Raw genomic sequence first — 18,741 nt, 5'->3', positions numbered from 1 at the left:
ATGAAAACCTTCCATTGCAACCGGTGCTCACAGTTCGTCTTCTTTGAGAACGTGCTGTGTGAACGCTGCAGCGCGTTGCTCGGTTACGTGCCCGGGCTCTCCGAAATCAGCGCTTTCGAGGACGCAGGCGAAGGCGAGTGGCGCAGCCTGCATCCGCGCGCCGAAGGCGCCTTATACCGCCAGTGTCACAACTTCGCAGTCGAGAAAGTCTGCAACTGGATGATTCCGGCCGATTCGCCCGACACGCTGTGTGCCGCCTGCCAGCTGACCCGCACGATTCCCAACCTGAGCGCGCCGGACAACAGGCTGTACTGGTTCCGGCTTGAGACCGCCAAGAGACGGCTGCTGTATACGCTGGCGTCGCTCGGACTTGCGGTCCAGTCGCGGCAAGACGATCCCGAACACGGTCTCGCGTTCGAGTTCCTCGAAGACGGCGGCGACGGCGCGCAGGTCATGACGGGGCACGACAACGGGCTCATCACGCTGAATATCGCCGAAGCCGACGACGCCCATCGCGAACGCGTGCGCAGCGCCATGGGCGAGCCGTACCGGACGCTGCTCGGGCATTTCCGGCACGAAAGCGGACATTACTTCTTCGACCGTCTGATCGAAGGCACGCGCTGGGTCGAACCGTATCGCGCGCTGTTCGGCGACGAGCGCGCCGATTACGGCGAAGCGCTCGACGCGTACTATCAGAACGGGCCGCCCGCAGACTGGGGCAGCGCGTATATCAGCGCATACGCCACGATGCATCCGTGGGAGGACTGGTCCGAGACGTGGGCGCACTATCTGCTGATCGTCGATGCGCTGGACACGGCCGCGTCTTACGGCCTCGCGCTCCTGCCCGACAGCCCCGACGAGCCCACGCTCACCGACGCCACGCCCGTCGAGGACGCGAGCTTCGATAACCTGATGAAGCGCTGGTTTCCGCTGACGAATGTGCTGAACAGCCTGAACCGCAGCGTGGGCGTGGCGGACGGCTATCCGTTTACGCTCGCGACGCCCGTCATCGACAAACTGCGCTTCGTGCATCGTGTGATCGCATCGCCCGTGATCAGGGATGCTGCGCGCGGCGAACCAGCAACTGCTTCAGACACGCCGGCAGACACCGCTCAGGACGCGCCTTAAGCGATCCACGTAGACGAAAAAGGCCGCGACAGTCGGACTGTCGCGGCCTCTTCCTGTGTGACCTGCGCGAAGGCGAATGCGCGCGTTTACTTCTTCTGCTGCATCAACGTCCGGAGTTCCTCGACGTTTTCCTCAACGCGCTTCTGGATGACCGCATACGACTCGGCCTGCGACTGATACGCGGCCTGCGCGAGCTGCTGCATGTTCGCGAGCGCCTTATGGAGCGTCTGCTGCACAAGCTCAGCCGCCTGCGGCGAAGCAGCGCCGCCCGTGGAAGCCAGCGCCTGCAGTTCGGTCAGCGTGGTACGCAGCATTTCGCCCTGCTTCTGCGCAAGCGACTGCATGCCCTGAAACGCTGTCTGGTTGGCCGTGACGAGTGCCTCGACATCCTTGCGGCGCGCTTCCATGATGGCGGGCACGTCGAAGCCGGGCAGCTTGAACTGCTCAAGCATTTTGGTGAATTCGCCAAACGGATTGGCGGCGTCGAATTTTTCCATGCTGGATCCCCTCCCGGGACGTGTGAACATACAGCCGGTGCGTGGGCACTCAAGCAACCCGCCCACGCAGGGCGGCCGACCTTTGACATGACATGGCGCGCCACTTCGACACCGCCGGTACCTGCAAGATAACGGGTAACGGGGACATGTCGGGGCCGCGTCCCTGGATCATGCGCTTTCTGTCTGCATTGCGCCAGCGTACGTTCTGCCGCGCACAGGCATGCGGTGTTCCGGCGGCCGGCGATCCGGCGGCTGGCGATCCGGCGGCCGGCGATCCGGCGGCATATCGGCAATTGCGGCCCGATGTTCTATTCTCTGTATCTGGCGTGACGCGCCCGATACTCAGGCGCCGCCATGAGAGGGCCACACAATGAATGCAGCGACAAGTCATGCGACCCGCATGCGGCAGGTTGCCGATCTGCCTTGCCCGAAAGGTCTGCCGTTGATTGGCAATCTGCACCAGCTGGTGCCCGAAAAGCTTCACCTGATCCTGGAGCGCTGGGCCGAAACGTTCGGCACGCCGTACAGGTTCCAGATAGCAGGAACGCCCGTTACTGTCTGGACCGATACCGAGCTTTGCCAGAGCATCATGCGCGAGCGTCCACACCGCTATCGCCGATATTCGACGCTCGAATCGGTGCTGGAAGAAATCGGCTGCAACGGCCTCTTTTCCGCCGAGGGCGCCGCGTGGGAACCGCAACGGCGGCTCATCATGCAGGCCCTGTCGATTCCGCACATCAAGGCGTTCTACCCGACGCTGGCGGCAATCACTGAACGCCTGCGCGTGCGCTGGGCGCGCGCTGCGGAGCACGGCAGCGTGATCGAAATGACGGAAGACCTTAAGCGCTATACGGTGGACGTGACCAGCGCCCTCGCGTTCGGCGAAGACCCGCATACGATCGAAAAAGACCGCGGCGTGATTCAGGAACATCTCGCGCTGATCTTCCCGATGCTGATGACGCGCATCAACGCACCCTTCCCTTACTGGCATTACGTCCGGTTGCCGCGCGACCGGCGCGTCGACCGGGCGCTCGTCGAAGTGCATCGCTATGTGCGCCAGATGATGGAACGCGCGCGCACCCATATGCGCGACGAGCCTTCCGACACACCGCGGAACCTGCTCGAAGCAATGCTGAAAATGCGCGACCAGCCCGATTCCGGCATCACCGACGACCAGGTCGCGGCGAACGTGCTCACGCTTCTGCTCGCGGGAGAAGACACGACCGCCAATTCGATTGCATGGGCGCTCCTCTACCTCGCCGGCGACAAGCCGCTGCAACAGCGCATGGCCGACGAAGCGCGCGCGGTACTCGGCGCGTCGCCCATCTGTCCAGATTACGGCTTGCTGAAGTCGCTCGATCTCTTCGAAGCGGTATGTACCGAAGCCAGCCGCCTGAGGCCCGTGGCCGCGATCAATTCATTCGAGCCACTGGAAGACGTGTGTCTGCAGGACGTAGCGTTACCCGCGGGCAGCAAACTCTTTTTCCTGAACCGGCCGGCCATGCTCGACGCACACAATTTTGCCGAGCCGCTGAAGTTCGATCCGGACCGGTGGCTGCATCAGCGCGATGCCGCGCATGGCGCACATGAAATGCGCGCCTATCTGCAGTTTGGCGCCGGGCCGCGTGTGTGTCCCGGACGGCATCTGGCAGGCGTCGAAATGCGGCTCGTGCTGTCGATGCTAATGGCGAATTTCACGGTCGATCTCGCAGTCGACCCGGACACCATCGAGGAAATCTCCGCCTTTACGATGGTGCCCAGTTCGATGCCAGTGAAACTCGCCGTGCGGCGTTAGTGCTTGCCGCCGGCTCAAGCCCGCGTACGCCGGTTATGCGACGGCCGGAAAATCGACCGTCGTGTCGTTCACGCGGTTCACGAGGTTCGTGAACGTGATCGACGCAACGGCCAGCAGGATTTCGACGACCTGGCGTTCGCTGTAGCCGGCATCGCGCACAGCGTCGAGTTCAGCAGCCGGCACGGTGCCGCGCGTATTCACCAGCGTGCGAACGAAGCGTACCAATGCGTCGCGCTTCGCGTCGCCGGTTGCGTCGCCGGCGCGGACCTGCTTCATCGCTTCCTGCGAAAGGCCCGCGAACTTGCCCATCAGTGTGTGCGCGGCGATACAGTAATCACACCCCGCGACTTCGCTGACAGCGAGCTTGATGGTTTCGACATCGGCCTTTTCGAGGCTGCCGGCCGAGATGACGCCGTCGACACCGAGCATTGCGGCAAGACCTGCGGGGCTGTGCGTGCCGATCGTGGCGTACACGTTCGGTACCTTGCCGACGGCCTTCTTGATGGCAGCGAATACGTCGGCGGCGGCGCCGGTTGCTTCAGCGGGGTTGATGGCGGAAAGACGTGACATGATTGACTCCTTGAATGTTGGGTTTCATCTGCTAGCCATGTCGTATGGCATGGAAGTCAGTTTAGGCAGATGAAGTGAGTTTATTAATGCCCCAACACGTCAAGTTCATGCTCAATCGGCTCACGCCGCTCGCAGGCTGAACTTCACCCGGCATTCCGCCCGAACGCAAAAAAACCGGCGCGGTGTCGCCCCTTTTGAACCTTGCTACTCATGCTTCGATTCGAAAACCTTTGCAAACGCTACGATGAGCACATCCTTTTCCAGGGGCTGAATTTCAGCGCCGGTTCAGGATGCGTCGCACTGGACGATGAAAGTGGCAGCGGCAAGTCGACGCTGCTGGGCATCCTCGCTGGAACGATTCAGGCCGACAGGGGCGAGGTGTGGATCGGTGGTCACTCCCTGCGCGATTTTCCCCGCGAGGCGAAGTCCGCTATCGCGTATGTACCCGAAGACTGCATGACGTATCCGGATCAAACCGGACGCGCGTATCTGGACGACGTCGCTTCGATACGCAAGACAGCGGTGACAGGCGACATACTCGAACTGGCTGACCGCTTCGGCCTGACGCCGCATCTCAACAAGCGCTTCGAACAGATGTCGTTTGGGACGCGCAAGAAGATGTTCCTGACAGCAGCCGCTCTCGGCAACGTCAAGGTCGTCATCGCAGACGAGCCCGTCGGCGGACTGGATGCCTCCGCACGTACCGTGCTGGTCGATCTCTTCAGGACGCTCGCAAATCACCGCACGGTGTTTTTCTCAAGCTACGACGCGGACTTTTCCCGCGCCTGCGAAGCAAAAGCAGTCACCTTCGCGGACCTTGGATAGATCATCGCCATTCGAAAAAAGGCACACGCATCGAAAACGTCAAGCATGCGCTGCCGGCGACTCCGCGGCGTCGTGCTGAAATGAAGTGGCGAAAAAGAGAACCTGATACTGGATCGAGTTAGCCCAGTATTCCCACGTGTGGCCGCCCGGACGTTCCGCATAATCGTGTGGCACACCCAGTTCAACGAGCCGTTCGTGCAAGGTACGGTTCGATGCGACTAGCGAGTCGTCGACGCCGCAATCGATCGTCAGTGCAATATGGGCTCTTTCGAAAATGCGCGCGTTTTCGACAATCGCCTTGCTGTTCCAGAACGCAGCGTGACGAGCGGGGTCGCCGAACACGCGGTTGATACCAGGCTCGTCTTCGCACGCACGCGGATCCACCGCGCCGCTGATACTGCCCGCCGCGCCAAACGCGTCAGGCCGGTCGAGCGCGATGCGCAACGCGCCGAAGCCACCCATGCTCAACCCGGTAATCGCGCGCGCCTGTCTCGTGGCAATCGTGCGGAAATGCGCGTCAATGTAGGCGACCACTTCGGTTCCCACATACGTCTCGTAGCGGCTGCGTGGATCCGCAGGGCTGTCGATATACCAGCTCTCGTGACCGCCATCCGGCATCACGAGAATCACATGATAACGGTCTGCGAGCCGGCCAATCTGTGTGTTGGCGGACCAGTCGGTGTAGTCGCCACCCGATCCATGCAACAGATAAACCACGGGATAGCGGTCGGCATCGGTGCCATGCCCGTACGCGTCAGGCAGCACGACCGTCGCATCGAACGATTTGTGCATGGCCGCGCTCGGTATCGCGACAATCCTCGATTGGTACGCCCAGACCGGATTCGTTAGAAGCAGCGTCAGAATGAGCCAGAATGCACGAGCCGTATTCATATGATGTCGCTCCAGTCCTTCCTGCCTGTCCGCAAGGGGCGCCCGATACACGGCGGCGAAGCGCTTTGGAAGACTTTAGCAACGGCGACTTACAGCCAAATTTCAATGAAGCATACGGTTCTGTTAGCGTCGAACCACTATCTGGTCCGCGTACGCTCAATGCATTCAATGCGCGGCGGCGTTTAGCGACGACAGCATGCCTGTCTCCAGCATAACCCTGAGCGTCGCCGAGAATGCAGTGGCAGCCGCCGTCTGGTACGCGCCTTTGCGCCGCAGCAGCGCGACGGTTCGCGACGGAAACTTCGGCTCGATCGTCACGTAGTTCAGATCGCGATGCTCATACTGAAGCGCGCTGGGCAGCAGTGTCGCGACGCTGCCTTTGCGCACGATCTTGAGCAACGCACTGATCGAATTCGCCTGCATCGCCACGTTGGGTTTGAATCCTTGCGACTCAAAGTAGCTGTCGACAAAAAAGCGCGACACGAACTGTCCGCTCAGCAGCGCCAGAGGCAATGTCGCAAGTTTCCTGCTTGTAATGGACGCGCGTTTTTGTGCGAGTGGATGGTCGCTGCTCACGATCAACGTGATCTGCTCCTGAAACAACGCTTCGGATTCGATATCGTCCGAGCGGATGTCGGTAAATCCGATTGCCAGGTCGATGCGGTCATCGCTCAAACCGCTTTCGATGGCTTCCAGTGCCATTTCTGCCAGCTCGATCGTAATGCCCGGATACGTCGCATGAAAACGATCGATGACGGGCGCAATCAGGTATTCGGTGAACGTCGGCGTGAACGCGAGCCGCAGATGCCCGCGCGACAGGTCGCGCACATCGTGCAAGGCACGCTGGCCCGCTTCGAGATCCAGTAACGCGCGGCGCGCATATTCAATGTAGGCGCTACCGAAGTCGGTCAACTGAACGACGCGGCCGCTGCGGTCAAAAAGCTGCCCGCCAATCTCGTCCTCTATTTGACGTATCTGCTGCGACAGCGCGGGCTGCGAGATATGCAGGCTGTCAGCCGCACGCGTGAAATTGCGATGTTCGGCGACCGCGAGCAGATAGCGAATGTGGCGGAGTATCACTTGCGTCTCATAAGTTTTACTTATTGGGGTCATTCTAAACCGGTCTTGGACTCTATAGGCGCCGGCGACCACAATGGTCAAAACCAACAGGATTTCGTATGCAACTCCTTATCGTCGCCTTGATCGCTGCGTTGTCTTTTGGGGCAATGACGACGTATCTGATCGCCCAACTTCTTACTGACGACATGGTGGAGCAGTCCGCGCGCCACGGCCGTTACGCATATCTCGGCGAAGAAGACAGCGATGAAGACGAGCGGCCAGCCCGACGAGGCAGGCGCCTTGCGGCACTGCGCCCGGCGACCGTTTCGATCCGCGCTGACGGATATGCTTCCCGTCGGACAAACCGGCGCCATACGCTGGTGCAGGCACGCCACAACCGTTAGACACACCCGCATCGACCGGCGCAGTACAAGGCGTCGGCGCTGCCTCGCCTTGTTTGTCGACACAGGCGGCGATTTCCCCGTTCGCGCACCTGAGCGCGACTCTCTCTGTTGGCTCCCACTTCTCCTGAACGACTACCGCCGCGGTGTACCCGCGCCCACGAGCCGTTATGATCGGCGTCATGGACTCCATTCCTGCGGGCTGGCGCACTGGGCGCGCTGGCGTTGACTTCCCTCTCCGGTTAAACGAACGATGGACCGAATCGATGCGATGAAGGCAGCCTGAGCATTTCCACGCCCGCTCCGTGATCTCTCCACGTCGCCCCTCGACTACACTCGCAATGCGCCCGATCGTCGTTGCACCCGGACAACTGCCTTTCTTCCTGGAATGCCCATGCCACGCTTTGCAGCCAATCTGACGATGATGTATCGCGAGCACGCGTTTCCCGACCGCTTTCGCGCCGCCGCGACCGACGGTTTTAAGGGCGTCGAATTCCACTTTCCCTATGACTATCCAGCGGCCGAACTCGCTGCGCGACTGAACGCGAGCGGCCTCAAGCAGGTGCTGTTCAACGGGCCGCCAGGAGACCTGGCCAAGGGCGACCGCGGGCTGGCGTCGCTCCCCGGTCGCGAGGATGAATTCCGGCGCAGCGTCGATACAGCGCTCGACTACGCGCAGGCGCTGGGCTGCAAGCAGATTCATCTGATGGCGGGCATCGTCGCCCCCGATGCCGATCCCGGCCAGCATCGCGACGTGTATCTGAAGAACCTCGCGTACGGCGCATCACAGGCAGCGATGCACGGCGTCACGGTCATGATCGAGCCGATCAATACGCGCGACATGCCGGGCTATTTCCTGAACCGCCAACACGACGCGCGGCAGATTTGCCGGGAAGTGGGTGCAGCCAACCTCAAGGTCCAGTTCGATTTTTATCATTGCCAGATCGTGGAAGGCGACCTGACCGTGAAGCTCAGGGAAATGATGCCGGACATCGGCCATATCCAGATCGCGAGTGTGCCGGATCGCCATGAGCCCGACTCGGGCGAAATCAACTGCGGCTATATCCTTCGCCTGCTCGACAGCCTCGAATACGCGGGCTGGGTCGGCTGTGAATACGTTCCCGCAGGCAACACTTCTGACGGGCTCGGCTGGCTGCGTGACTGGATGTAGCCGCCCGGGCTGAGGCGCTCGACGGCACGCCAGTCCTGTCGACTGTTGTCACGCGCATTGAAGGACAGGACGGTGATCAGCCCGCGCGCCTTCGGATCAGCTGACGCAGCGACAGCGCGTGCAGCAGGATCGAGCCTGGCACCACGAAAGCAGGCGTCAGCACGTCGGGATAAGCGCCGGCGCCGATGCTCGGCACGCCAGGAACAATCAGCTGGAACCGGCCAGGAGAGGTGATCATCCCCAGGGTAATCGCGACGGCGAGGTCCGCGAGACCGAAGATGTTCCAGGCGATCGCCGCCTTCCGCCCTTGAGCAGTGCCGCTCGACAGGGCGATTGCCGCCGGCACGGCGAACAGTCCGGTCAACACGTCGCCCGTTCCCGCAGGCAACGCGAACACGCCGGGCAACTTTCCATGCATCCAGGCGGCGAGCGCCCAGCCGCCGAATACCCGATAAAGCTGAAGCGCGACCAGCCAGGTCGCCGGCATCGCATCGAGCACCTGCCCCACCCGCTTCGACAACAGCAATAGCGGCGCGCCGATCATCACCGGCAGGAAGATCGCCAGCGGCAACAACGGCAACGGCGAAGTGCTCGTGCGAAAGACGCCATTGACGGCCGCGCTCCAGGCGACAGCAAACCAGAGCGTGTACGGGATCACGAACGCCAGCCACGTTGTAAGGCGCTGGCCTGGCGTCAGGTCGGCGCTTTCGAGGCCGAGCCACAAACCGGTCGCGACAACCACGTGGACCGTCAACTGGTGGACCATGACCGGAACGCCGCTCGCCGGGATACCCGGCTGCCAGTAGATCAACCCAATCCACAGGACCGTCAGCGGGACAATCCAGAGCAGGCTGCGCCAGGCGGGACGCGGCGGAACGATACCGGCAGTAAGGGAGGCGGTGTTCATCAGCGGCTCTCCATGTGAATGCGGCCCTTCGTGGGCGCGGCCTCGAATACCGCAGCGAGAATACCGAGTCGGCCTTCCAGGAGATTTCGGCCCAGGTTGGCGGAAAGCTGTGCGAAGTCCGGCCCCATCACCACGCCAGGATTCGGTGAGGGCGGCGGACCCGACTCACGCAGTTGCGTGATCCAGGACTTCGCGGCCTCGGTGTCGTCCTGCCATGCAAGCGCGCTGAACCCGGCTGTTTCGATCGCGTCGCGTGTTGCGTCGGCGGTCAGGAGAAAGCTCGTGGCCGGGGTTCGCGCCCAGGGAACGGGGTAGTGCACCTCGCTGCCGTTTGCGACGACGTCGAACGTCACAAACTTGCCGCCCGGCTTCAGCACACGCCGGATCTCCCGATAGAGTCGTGCGCGATCGGCGATGTTCATCGCCACATGCTGCAGCAATACGACGTCAAACCCTGTGTCGTCGAAGGGAAGGTCCAGCGCACTGGCGGTGTGAAACGACACCTGTTCGCCTTGTCCTGTGCGTTGTGTGAGATAACGCGCGGCCTCCACGAACGGTTCGCTCAGGTCGATACCCGTCACGCGACAGCCACAGGTTGCAGCCAGAAAACGGGCCGGCCCGCCCACGCCCGAGCCGACGTCCAGCACCGACATGCCGGCGGTGATGCCGGCCAGTCTGGCGAGCTCGGCGGTGGCAGCAACGCCGCGGGTGTGGAACTGGTCGAGTGCAGCCAGTTGCTGCGGTGTGAGCCGCTGATCCTCCGGCCCAAGGACCGTGAGCGCGATCTTCAGCCGCCCGGTGAGTCCCGTCGCGCAATAGTGATCCCGCACGTCATCGAGTACATCAGTCATTGCAAATTCCTCCACGGTCCTGGCCCATTGTTCAGGGCTTGCAACTCGGCATCGGGCGATGCTTCGTCTACAGGCACAGGTGTACCATGGCCTCTCGCGAGCGACTATTCATCACAATGTTGACGGGCTATGAAGCAGAACTTCACAGTCAGGCAGGGCGCGCTCGATGGCGTGGAGGTGTTCCTGAGCATCGCCCACCATCGCAGTTTTCGCCGGGCAGCCGCAGAACTCGGCGTGACGCCGTCCGCCGTCAGCCAGGCGGTGCGGGTACTCGAAGCGCGCATTGGCGCAGCGCTTTTCATACGCACCACGCGGAGTGTCGGCCTGACCGAAGCTGGCGAACGCTTTCTTTCGCGAGCAAAACCCGCCTTCGAGGAGCTTGTCGCCGCGAGTGAGGTAGCACGCGGACTCGGCCAGCGGCCCGCCGGACTGTTGCGTCTCTCAGTGCCGCGCGCGGTGGTGCCAATCCTCCTCGAACCCCTCATCGCATCATTCTGTGAGGCGTATCCCGAGGTCGAAGTGGAGATCGCCGCAAGCGCGGAACTGGTCGATCTCGCGGCGGAAGGGTTTGACGCCGGTATCCGGCTCGGTCAGTTCGTCGACGCCGACATGGTCGCGGTGCCATTGACGCCTCCGCTTCGTCTTGTCATCGTCGGAAGCCCCACCTACTTTGCGCAACGTAACCGGCCGGAGAGCATGGACGATCTGCGTCAGCACGCATGCCTGCGACGACGGCGATCCAACGGTTCGCTCGCGCCATGGTCATTCAACGACAACGGGCACGCACTCGAGATTGCCGTATCGGGCCCGCTCATCGCGCATGATTTTCCCACCGTGCTGGGTGCGGCGGTCGAAGGGATAGGCCTCGCCCAACTCCCTGAGCCGATGGTCGCCGAAGGCCTGCGAGAGGGCAAACTGGTCCACGTGCTGGAGTCGTTCGCGCCGGTTATACCCGGCGTGTTTCTCTACTATCCAGACCGCCGGCAAATCATGCCGAAGCTGCGCGCCTTCATCGACCACGTAAAGAGCCGACCACTGGGCCATGGCGCAGCTCCGGATGCCGGATGACGACTGGCCTCTTTAGCAGGTGTTAGTGGCCAGCGGCCGGCGAGACCACGCTCGGTGTGGCCAGCGTATTGTTGCTCCTGGGAGCGCTGGTGCCAGATGTCGAATTGCTGTTCGTGCCACTCGGCAAGCCCGAGTTCGGGGCCCTGTTGATCATGCCGCTGTCTGAACGGGTATCACCTGGCGTGCCGTAGCCGCCCGTTGCGCCGTTCATCGGGTTCACCTGGTTCGCCGGGCTGGCCGTGCTGCCCGACGACCCGCTGCCGTTTGAGCCTGCGGCCGTCTGCGCATAGACGCCGCCCGACAGCGTGAGTGCCGCGATAGCCGCGACAAGTGTGTTGATTGCCTTGCTCATGTTCCGTCCCTCCTTGATCAGACTGGAAAACAGGCGCAGACGATTGCCGCCTGCTTGACCATGAGGGCAGCAATCACTGTGCCTCGTGCTTTTATCTGCATTCAGACGATGTGCGTCGCAGCGGCTTTCGTCTGCGCGTGCTCGGGATCTCGACATACGCCGCGCGTGTCAACGCACGTAACTTCCCTGCGAGACGGCCTGCTTCCCGTGCATCGGGGATGTGCTCGATTCAGGCGCTTGCGACCTGATCACGACCGCGTCCGCTTCAGTTCATCGATACGGAGCCGGTAGCTGCGTACCAGACAGGCTTTATCGCCACACGCGTTGCGAGAATTGCGCAGCCACGCGCGTTGATCCTCTTTTAATCGCGTCTTGCTGGCCGATACTTTCATCTGTTGACCATAGACATTCGCGAGTGTCTTATCGAGTTCGGCAAGTTCTGCATCCCCGCATACAAGCTGCGCCTGAACGGAGATGAGCTTGCTGCAATCAAAACTATGCATCAATGCAGCCTTCGTCCCGGGTTGAGTTTCCAGCAACCCTGGCTTGCATAGCCCCTGTAGCGATTGACAGGCGACGTTGCGCCCGACCCATGCCATGTCTCCCGCACCGTATTGCTTGACGAATCGATTGATGGCTGCGTGGCTTACGCCTCTCTGCATTGCATTTGCCGCGATGATCTCGTTGCAAAGCGAGTCCCCGGCGTAGGTTCGCCCATCGCGCCGGTAGCAACTGTGAAAACCGAGCAGCCCGGTGCCAGCAACACTTCGGCGCTCGCCGGAAGCGAACAGGATCGAAGCGCAGGCGGACGCGCACCTGGCATTGTCCGGCACCGCTGTATAGACGCGTACTTTATCCATTGCATCGACGACCCGGAAAGCTGCCTCCACATTGCCTCCGGGACTGTTCAATACCAGGACGACGCGTCCTTCGGCATCACGGTCAGCCCTTTTGGCGAACGCCAGAAACTTCTCTGCGTCACCGTCCTGAATCCGCCCTTCCCCGATGATCATTTTCAGGTCGAGTTGCGGTTGGTGATAAATCCTGAAGTCCATCCCCGGCGCCGCACCTGGAAACATCAGCACAGTGAAACAAAACCAGGACATCAGCCGCTCGATCAAGCGTTGCGCTGCCGGATGCTCAGTGCCGCGCATACCCTTCTCCTCGGAACGTCGGAAGCACAGCCTCGAATTTGCCACGAACGCTGCGACCTGCGGTTGCAATCCAGAAGCAGTCGTTGTTGAGGGCTTGAGATCCGGCGGCGCAAACAGTCACCTGCAAGCCGTACCGGGTAGCATCTCGCGATCTGTACCGGTACTGTACCGGATGCTTCCGATAGACTGCATCAACAGTCACCGAATCCGGAGCCCGTCATGCCACTCGACATCCTGCTGACGCTCAGCGCCCTGCCCGCCGGCATCATGTTCGCGCTCGTCACCAGCATCACGCCTGGTCCGAACAACACGATGCTGCTGGCGTCCGGCGTCAACTTCGGCTTTCGCCGCACGGTGCCGCACCTGCTTGGGATCAGCGCGGGCGTCGCGCTCCTGATGCTTTCCGTGGGATTCGGGCTTGGCGAGGCGTTTCGCCGCTTTCCGATGTTTTACACCGCGCTCGAAGTGGCGAGCGTCGTGTATCTGCTGTATCTCGCATGGAAAATCGGCACGTCGGGCGAAATCCAGGCGCGTAAGGGCGAGCGCCGGCCGATGCGTTTTTACGAAGCCATCGCGTTCCAGTGGATCAACCCGAAGGCATGGATGATGGTGCTGACGGCGGCAACCACCATTCATCTGAGCACGGATTTCGGCTTCAACGCTCTGATGATGGCGTTGGTGTTTTGCGCGATCGGATTTCCCTGCATCTGCGTGTGGGCCGCATTCGGCACCAGCCTGCGCCGTTTCCTGTCGAACCCGCGCTGGCTTCGCGCGTTCAACATCGTGATGGCTTCGCTGCTCGTGCTTTCGATGTATCCGATCGTGCTGCATCTGCTCGGCTGAACACTGCGAAACCGCTAGCGGATACCATCGATAAACCGCCACAGCGCATCATCGTTTGAATACGGCACGTTGAAGCGGAACCATGCGGTGGGCGCATCGTCGGGACGAAAATACGAACCCGGCGCGAGCCAGATGCCGTCGCGCAGCGCGGCCGTCGCGATTTCGGCGGCCCGCTCCGGTTCGACCGGAAGCTTCGCCCAGAGAAAGAGCCCCGCGCGCGGCCGGTGAAACAGTTCGAGGCCGGCCGCGTCGACGCGCTCCTCGATCTGTATGTGCGCTGTTTTCAATCGCTCGTTCACCGTTTCGACGTGCCGCGCGTGATGACCTTCGAGCAATACCTTGTCCACGATCCGCTCGATCGATTCCGACGACGTCAGCCCCACCGCCATCTTCGTACGCGCGAGTTCGCGCAGCACGTCGCGCTCCGCGACGACATATCCGCAGCGTAGCCCCGGCGTCACCGTCTTCGAAAAACCGCTCACGTACAGCACGCGGTGCAGTCCTTCCATCGCGGCCAGCAGCGGCGCGCCGGCCGGCGCAAGCTCGCGGCTGACGTCGTCTTCGATCACCCACATGCGTTGCCGTTCGGCGATCTGCAACAACCGGAACGCCGACGCCATGCCGAGCGTCGTGCCGGTCGGATTTTGCAGCGTCGTGTTCACGAACATCGCTTTCGGCCGGTGCACGGCGACAAGCTGTTCGAGCGCGTCGGTATCGAGTCCGGCCGGCGTGCGCGGCACGCCATGCACGTTGAGCCCGGCCAGTTTGAGGATCTGCAACAGGTTGCAGTAGCCGGGATCTTCGACCAGCACGGTATCGCCCGGACGCAACAACGTGCGCACGATGAGGTCGAGCGCCTGCGTGGCGCCCTGCGTGAGCAGCACGTTCGAAAGATCGACGGGCAGACCGCGCCGGTCGAGCTGTTCCGCGACGCGCTCGCGCAGCGGCGCGAATCCATACGGATGACCGTAGTCGGCGAGACGCCCGGGCGGCACGCGGCTCATCGCCCGCAGCGCGTGCTGAAGCCCCGGGCCGTTGACCCATTCGTTCGGCAGCCAGCCGCAGCCCGCCTTGATCGGCACCGAATGATCTGCGTAGACGTCCGAGAGCAGCCACGTCGCAGTCAGGCTGGGCGGCTGCCAGTCGCTCGCGCTCCTGCGCGCCGGTGGCGCGTCGAGCGTCGCGACCCGGTAGCCGGAGCCGCGTCGCGCCACGACCAGACCCATCGAAACAAGACGGTTATAGGCCTCGGTCACGGTGAACGTGCTGAGACCCTGTGTCTGCGCCAGCTGCCGCACCGAGGGCAACAGCGCGCCAGCGCGCAGCGACTGCGATTCGATCGCTGACGCAAAGCCGTGTACGACCTGCTCGACCAGCGTCGACGCACTGCGACGGTCACGTTCCAGCTGAAGTTCGATCATGACGAAGAAGGTAATGCGCTTTTAAGAACCACGAAGGGATCACGCACGCGCCACAACAGTTGGCGCTGAATCACCAGCACAGTTACCAGCGCAGATGAGTCAACTGTCTATGCCGCCATTAAACCGCGAGCGCTACAGTTTCGCTACCACTTCGAGGAGAAAAACCCATGACTTCGCGCCCCGTCATCGACGATCTGTCGTCTTTCTGGATGCCGTTTACCGCCAATCGCCAGTTCAAGGCGGCGCCACGCCTGCTGGAATCGGCCAAGGGCATGTACTACCGCACGACAGACGGTCGCGAGGTGCTGGACGGCTGCGCCGGCCTGTGGTGCGTGAACGCCGGCCACAGCCGCGACGAGATCGTCGCTGCGATCACGAAGCAGCTTTCCACGCTCGACTTCGCGCCGACGTTCCAGATGGGCCATCCGCTCGCATTCGAAGCGGCGGCGAAGGTGGCTGAGCTGATGCCGGAAGGCCTCGACCGCATTTTCTTCACGAACTCGGGTTCGGAATCCGTCGATACCGCGCTGAAAATCGCGCTTGCGTATCACCGCGCGCGCGGCGAAGGTCAACGCACGCGTCTGATCGGTCGCGAACGCGGGTATCACGGCGTTGGTTTTGGCGGCATCTCGGTGGGCGGCATTTCGCCGAACCGCAAGACGTTTTCGGGCGCGTTGCTGCCGGCGGTCGATCATCTGCCGCACACGCATAACCTCGAACACAACGCGTTTTCGAAGGGTCAGCCGGCGTGGGGCGCGCATCTCGCCGATGAGCTCGAACGTATCGTGACGCTGCATGATGCGTCTACGATTGCGGCTGTGATCGTCGAGCCTGTCGCGGGTTCGACGGGTGTGCTGATTCCGCCGCAAGGCTATCTGAAGAAATTGCGCGACATCTGTACGAAACACGGCATCCTGCTGATCTTCGACGAAGTGATCACGGGTTTCGGTCGCCTCGGCAAGGCCACGGCAAGCGAATACTTCGGCGTCACGCCGGACCTGCTGACGATGGCCAAGGCCATCAACAACGCAGCGATTCCGATGGGCGCGGTCGCGGCAAGCCGCACGGTTCACGACACGATCGTGAATAGCGGCGCGCCCGGCGCAATCGAACTCGCGCACGGCTACACGTATTCCGCGCACCCGGCTGCCACGGCCGCCGCCATCGCGACGCTCGATCTGTATCGCCGCGAAGACCTGTTCGCCCGCGCCGCCTCGATGGCGCCGAAGTTCGAAAGCGCCGTGCACGCGCTGCGCGATGCGAAGCACGTGAAGGACATTCGCAATCTCGGCATGGTCGCCGGCATCGAACTCGACACGCGCGACGGCGCGCCGGGCGCGCGTGCCTATGAGGCATTCGTCAAATGCTTCGAAGCGGGCGTGCTGATCCGCTTCACGGGCGATATTCTCGCGTTCTCACCGCCGCTCATCATCGAGGAAGCGCAGATCGACCGCATTTTCAGCACCGTTCGCGAGGTGCTCGCGACTGTGCAGTAACGTGTGACGTGTCGCGCGCCGTGAGGCGCGCTACACGTCTAGTGATGCGCACGGGCGGCCCTTGTATGGGCCGCTTTTTTTGCGGCTGCTGAACGGCCGGTCGCGCCTTTGGTCTGCGCGGCTTTCTTCGCCGCGGCGGACCGGCTCGCTGCCGGCCGACGGCTGGCCGCCGATTTCGCCTGTTTCGACAACGCCTCCTTCGTTGCGCCCTCGCCGCTCTCGCGCTTGAGCGCGGCGGTCGTGGCACGGGAACGCGTCGATTTCGACTCCGCGGTGGAGGATTTTGCGGCGCCCGGGTGACGCTTGCCAGCGGCGCTATCCTGAGCCGCCTTCCTGCGCGTTGCTTCGCTGGTCGAGCCCTTCTTCGGCGCCTTGAGTGCAACGCCCGCACGACGCGCTTTCGAGAGGCCGATCGCGATGGCCTGCTTCGCCGATCTGACGCCGTGCCTGCCTTCCCGCACGCGATCGACTTCTTCCTTCACGAATTCGCCGGCCTGGGTGCTCGCCGACTTTCCTGCGCGTTTGTCCGCTTGCGCGCGCGCGATGGTTTTCCTTTCAGGCATGACAGTTCTCCAGGGTGAGGATTGTCACTCCGGGGAAGCAACGCATGTGCCCGTGGCTCCGCCGCGCGCCGACTCAACAAAGAGTGCACGGCCCTGACGCAGCGCCTATTGTTAAAGGGAAGCCAGGGAGAAACAGAGGAAAAAGCGAAAGAAAAAGGCGCTTCAGACTATCTATACCGGAGACGCAACCATGAAACCACCGGCTATACGTGCTGGCACGCATATCGAAGGGGTCCACTGGATCGCCGAGTACATCGAAACGGCTCACGAAATCCGCCTGTATCGCGAAGGCCAGGAAGTGGATGTTCACAACGCTCCGTCCGCGCTCTTTGGCGACGAAGAAAACGCCGGTTCAAAAAACGGCGCCGATCATCGCGCCGCCGAAGCGGCCGTTCTCGCGTATCTACGCCACTTCGTCGCCGAACACGATCACGAGGAATAGCGCAAGGTTGAGCGCTATCCCCGGCATTACGCAGAAGACCTGTATCGTCACCGCGTAATGCCGTGCCCGATTCGCACCTGACTATTCCGCAGGGCGCAGCTTTTTCACGTCCGCATCGGACGGTTGCACGCTTGCGCCGTCGATGTAGCGATACGACGTCATCACGCCCTTGCCGTCCTTCACGCCCGTCACGCCGACGTACGCACCCATCGTCGACTGGTTGTCCTGGGCGCGAAATGTGATCGGCCCGAACGGCGTGTCGACGCCGAGGCCCTTGAACGCAGCGGCCAGCTTGTCAGGATCGGTTGAGCCTGCCTTCTTCAGTCCGTTTGCAATCGACATCAGCGCCGTATAGCCCACCACGGATCCGTTACGCGGATAGTCGTGATACTTCGCCTCGTAGGCATCGACAAACTTTTTGTTCGCTGGCGTATCGATCGAATACCACGGGTAGCCTGTGACGATCCAGCCCGTCGGTGCTTCGGCGCCAAGCGGATCGAGATAGTCCGGTTCGCCCGTCAGTAGCGACACGACGCTGCGATCCTTGAAGAGACCCCGCGTATTGCCTTCGCGCACGAACTTGCCGAGGTCTGCGCTGAACAGTGCATTGAAGATCGCATCGGGCTTCGCATCGGCGAGTGCCTGCGTGACCGCGCCAGCGTCGATGTTGCCAAGTGGCGTGGCCTGTTCAGTGACGAACTCGACATCGGGTTGCGCGGCTTTCATCAGCTTCATGAACGTCGCAACGGCCGACTGCCCGTATTCGTAGTTCGGATAGACCAGCGCCCAGCGCTTCTTCTTGAGCTTCACGGCTTCCGGCACGAGCATCGCGACCTGCATGTACGTGGAAGGACGCAGACGGTACGTGTATTTGTTGCCGTCGGCCCAGACGATCTTGTCGGTCAGCGGTTCGGCGGCCAGGAAGAAAATCTTGCGCTGCTTCGCGAAGTCGGTCAGCGCGAGGCCGGTATTCGACAGAAACCCGCCGAACAGCAGTTGTACCTGCTCGCGCGCGATCAGTTCCTGTGCAACGCGGATCGCGTCGCCAGGGTTGCCGTTGTCATCACGCGAGACGACTTCGAGCTGTTTGCCCAGCACGCCGCCTGACGCGTTGATCTGGTCGAGTGCGAGATTCCAGCCGTTTTTGTACGGCCCAAGAAACGCGGGTTGCGCCTTGTAGCTGTTGATTTCGCCGATCCTGATCGTCTGCTGCGCGCTCGCACCGAGCGCGGTCAACGAGAGCGTCAACGAAACCGTCATGCGTGTGATCCATCCTGCGCGCGTGGCCATTGCCTGTTCTCCGTTAT

General features: G+C 62.1%; 20 protein-coding genes. 9 read left to right on the top strand and 11 right to left on the bottom strand.

The annotated features are described in order from the left end of the window. Entirely contained in the window at positions 1-1,128 is a 1,128-nt protein-coding gene (locus LPA36_RS20770) for a zinc-binding metallopeptidase family protein (protein ID WP_228880866.1), read from the top strand. A gap of 86 nt (positions 1,129-1,214) precedes the next feature. Here the strand turns inward: LPA36_RS20770 and LPA36_RS20765 are convergent, their stop codons facing one another. Next, on the bottom strand, positions 1,215-1,625 hold the full coding sequence (locus tag LPA36_RS20765) for a phasin family protein (RefSeq protein ID WP_228880864.1): 411 nt from the start codon (positions 1,623-1,625) through the stop codon (positions 1,215-1,217). Positions 1,626-1,995: 370 nt separating this feature from the next. Between LPA36_RS20765 and LPA36_RS20760 the strand changes: the two genes are divergently transcribed. Beyond that, the gene (locus LPA36_RS20760; RefSeq protein WP_228880862.1) at positions 1,996-3,420 is read left to right on the top strand and encodes a cytochrome P450; all 1,425 of its coding nucleotides are present in this window, start codon (positions 1,996-1,998) and stop codon (positions 3,418-3,420) included. A 33-nt stretch (positions 3,421-3,453) separates the two neighbouring features. Here LPA36_RS20760 and LPA36_RS20755 read toward each other — a convergent pair whose 3' ends face one another. Further along, entirely contained in the window at positions 3,454-3,990 is a 537-nt protein-coding gene (locus LPA36_RS20755) for a carboxymuconolactone decarboxylase family protein (RefSeq protein ID WP_228880859.1), read from the bottom strand. Positions 3,991-4,200: 210 nt separating this feature from the next. Here LPA36_RS20755 and LPA36_RS20750 point away from each other — a divergent pair, with 210 nt between their 5' ends. After that, positions 4,201-4,815: an ABC transporter ATP-binding protein gene (locus LPA36_RS20750; protein WP_228880855.1), complete on the top strand. Its 615-nt coding sequence runs from the start codon at positions 4,201-4,203 to the stop codon at positions 4,813-4,815. Between the two features lie 39 nt (positions 4,816-4,854). On the opposite strand, the gene LPA36_RS20745 is transcribed toward LPA36_RS20750, so the two are convergent. Continuing rightward, entirely contained in the window at positions 4,855-5,706 is an 852-nt protein-coding gene (locus LPA36_RS20745; RefSeq protein WP_228880853.1) for an alpha/beta hydrolase, read from the bottom strand. Positions 5,707-5,871: 165 nt separating this feature from the next. Beyond that, positions 5,872-6,786, bottom strand: coding sequence for a transcriptional regulator CynR (cynR, locus tag LPA36_RS20740; protein WP_228880850.1), 915 nt, complete (start codon positions 6,784-6,786; stop codon positions 5,872-5,874). A 98-nt stretch (positions 6,787-6,884) separates the two neighbouring features. Between cynR and LPA36_RS20735 the strand changes: the two genes are divergently transcribed. Then, positions 6,885-7,169 carry a hypothetical protein gene (locus LPA36_RS20735; protein WP_228880848.1) on the top strand — a complete coding sequence of 95 codons (285 nt, stop codon included), beginning with the start codon at positions 6,885-6,887 and terminating at the stop codon, positions 7,167-7,169. A 391-nt stretch (positions 7,170-7,560) separates the two neighbouring features. Beyond that, on the top strand, positions 7,561-8,337 hold the full coding sequence (otnI, locus tag LPA36_RS20730) for a 2-oxo-tetronate isomerase (RefSeq protein ID WP_228880844.1): 777 nt from the start codon (positions 7,561-7,563) through the stop codon (positions 8,335-8,337). Between the two features lie 76 nt (positions 8,338-8,413). Here the strand turns inward: otnI and LPA36_RS20725 are convergent, their stop codons facing one another. Further along, complete coding sequence (locus LPA36_RS20725; protein ID WP_228880841.1) at positions 8,414-9,244, bottom strand: MFS transporter; 831 nt, start codon at positions 9,242-9,244, stop codon at positions 8,414-8,416. Further along, positions 9,244-10,095 (bottom strand): class I SAM-dependent methyltransferase, encoded by an 852-nt coding sequence (locus tag LPA36_RS20720; protein WP_228880838.1) that lies wholly within the window; start codon positions 10,093-10,095, stop codon positions 9,244-9,246. Before LPA36_RS20720 ends, LPA36_RS20725 begins: the two co-directional genes overlap by 1 nt. A 129-nt stretch (positions 10,096-10,224) precedes the next feature. On the opposite strand from LPA36_RS20720, the gene LPA36_RS20715 reads away from it, so the two are divergent. After that, positions 10,225-11,163 carry a LysR family transcriptional regulator gene (locus LPA36_RS20715; RefSeq protein WP_228880836.1) on the top strand — a complete coding sequence of 313 codons (939 nt, stop codon included), beginning with the start codon at positions 10,225-10,227 and terminating at the stop codon, positions 11,161-11,163. 22 nt (positions 11,164-11,185) lie between these two features. On the opposite strand, the gene LPA36_RS20710 is transcribed toward LPA36_RS20715, so the two are convergent. Continuing rightward, the gene (locus LPA36_RS20710; RefSeq protein ID WP_228880834.1) at positions 11,186-11,515 is read right to left on the bottom strand and encodes a hypothetical protein; all 330 of its coding nucleotides are present in this window, start codon (positions 11,513-11,515) and stop codon (positions 11,186-11,188) included. A 248-nt stretch (positions 11,516-11,763) separates the two neighbouring features. Continuing rightward, positions 11,764-12,669: a lysozyme inhibitor LprI family protein gene (locus LPA36_RS20705; RefSeq protein ID WP_228880832.1), complete on the bottom strand. Its 906-nt coding sequence runs from the start codon at positions 12,667-12,669 to the stop codon at positions 11,764-11,766. A 219-nt stretch (positions 12,670-12,888) separates the two neighbouring features. Here LPA36_RS20705 and LPA36_RS20700 point away from each other — a divergent pair, with 219 nt between their 5' ends. Then, complete coding sequence (locus tag LPA36_RS20700) at positions 12,889-13,512, top strand: LysE family translocator (RefSeq protein WP_228880830.1); 624 nt, start codon at positions 12,889-12,891, stop codon at positions 13,510-13,512. A 14-nt stretch (positions 13,513-13,526) separates the two neighbouring features. Here LPA36_RS20700 and LPA36_RS20695 read toward each other — a convergent pair whose 3' ends face one another. Next, positions 13,527-14,933: an aminotransferase-like domain-containing protein gene (locus LPA36_RS20695; protein ID WP_228880828.1), complete on the bottom strand. Its 1,407-nt coding sequence runs from the start codon at positions 14,931-14,933 to the stop codon at positions 13,527-13,529. 167 nt (positions 14,934-15,100) lie between these two features. On the opposite strand from LPA36_RS20695, the gene LPA36_RS20690 reads away from it, so the two are divergent. Further along, positions 15,101-16,429, top strand: coding sequence for an aspartate aminotransferase family protein (locus LPA36_RS20690; RefSeq protein ID WP_228880825.1), 1,329 nt, complete (start codon positions 15,101-15,103; stop codon positions 16,427-16,429). A 38-nt stretch (positions 16,430-16,467) separates the two neighbouring features. On the opposite strand, the gene LPA36_RS20685 is transcribed toward LPA36_RS20690, so the two are convergent. Beyond that, positions 16,468-16,992 carry a DUF6496 domain-containing protein gene (locus tag LPA36_RS20685; RefSeq protein ID WP_228880823.1) on the bottom strand — a complete coding sequence of 175 codons (525 nt, stop codon included), beginning with the start codon at positions 16,990-16,992 and terminating at the stop codon, positions 16,468-16,470. Between the two features lie 190 nt (positions 16,993-17,182). Here LPA36_RS20685 and LPA36_RS20680 point away from each other — a divergent pair, with 190 nt between their 5' ends. Beyond that, entirely contained in the window at positions 17,183-17,434 is a 252-nt protein-coding gene (locus LPA36_RS20680; protein ID WP_228880820.1) for a hypothetical protein, read from the top strand. Positions 17,435-17,515: 81 nt separating this feature from the next. Here the strand turns inward: LPA36_RS20680 and LPA36_RS20675 are convergent, their stop codons facing one another. Then, complete coding sequence (locus tag LPA36_RS20675) at positions 17,516-18,724, bottom strand: ABC transporter substrate-binding protein (protein WP_228880818.1); 1,209 nt, start codon at positions 18,722-18,724, stop codon at positions 17,516-17,518. Positions 18,725-18,741: the final 17 nt, after the last annotated feature.

This window comes from Paraburkholderia saeva (assembly GCF_907164555.1).
Lineage (GTDB): Bacteria > Pseudomonadota > Gammaproteobacteria > Burkholderiales > Burkholderiaceae > Paraburkholderia > Paraburkholderia saeva.
Note: the sequence above shows the minus strand (reverse complement) of the source record. Positions and strands in the feature narration are given on the sequence as shown.